This window comes from Oleiphilus sp. HI0066 (genome assembly GCF_001635725.1).
Genome location: NZ_LWFH01000270.1, coordinates 1 through 941, shown reverse-complemented (window position 1 = coordinate 941; position 941 = coordinate 1). Strand labels below are relative to the sequence as shown.

Annotated in this window: 1 protein-coding gene and 1 pseudogene; one reads left to right on the top strand and one right to left on the bottom strand. The window is 41.6% G+C overall.

The genetic code is table 11. The features are described from left to right. On the bottom strand, window positions 1–444 hold a 444-nt coding region (locus tag A3738_RS04095), incomplete at its 3' end, for an SIMPL domain-containing protein (RefSeq protein ID WP_156503939.1). A gap of 128 nt (window positions 445–572) precedes the next feature. On the opposite strand from A3738_RS04095, the pseudogene A3738_RS04090 reads away from it, so the two are divergent. Then, window positions 573–941: pseudogene (locus A3738_RS04090) on the top strand (GMP synthase); the annotation flags it as partial.

Below are 941 nucleotides of genomic sequence, written 5' to 3'. Positions count from 1 at the left end.
TGATTGTATATGTGTAACGCCTGACTCGGTGATGTCGTTAAGAATGGATTCAAACTGGTTCAAGTTATTGAGCTCAAAGAGTACCGTGCGGACCACTCGATAACCCGTCAAACTTTGTTTGCCGTCATCATAGTTATAGGTAGGTGATACGCTAATTTGGCCGCTATCGATAGTGTCTTTATCGATGTTGTATCGTTTAAAGTTACTGAGAAGCTGACTAACGGAATCATTTGTAAGCTGTTTTGCTTTTGATGCGATGGGAGCTGTTTTTTCAACGAGTAAGACAAACTTNGCGATGTCTGGCGTGACATTCACTTTGCCAGTAGCAGAAACGCTAATAACATTATCGTCGCTCGCTTGGGCTGTGATGGATATAAGTGCTAGTAAAATAGCCGCGATGAGTAGACGAGATTGAAGTAAGACTTCGCGAATTGTGGTGGACATGATTTTATATTCCTCTTTCAATGATGCGATAAGTTTAGACTAGGGAAGTTAGTAGGTAACATCAATTTAGTATTGAGACCTAGCTTGGGTTTCTATCAGTAAATTTTGGTAAGGCAGAGAGAGTTTAAGTGGTATTAGGAATCTTAGATTGCGACGAAATCGCACCAGAGTTACGTGAAGAGTTCGACAGCTATGGCGCGATGTTTGAAAACCTGATCAGGCAAATAGCACCGAATGAAAATATAAACCAGATTCGTATTTATAAAGTTTGCGATGGTGACTTACCGAAAGATGTATCTGAGTGTCAGGCATACTTAGTGACGGGTAGCAAAACAGGTGTGTATGACTTAGTTGCTTGGCGAGAACCTTTACGCCGCTGTGTATCTGAGATCTATGATATGCATATTCCAATGGTTGGAGTGTGTTTCGGTCATCAGTTACTTGCCGATGTGCTTGGCGGTGAAGCTATAAAATCAGACAAAGGTTGGGGGATTGGT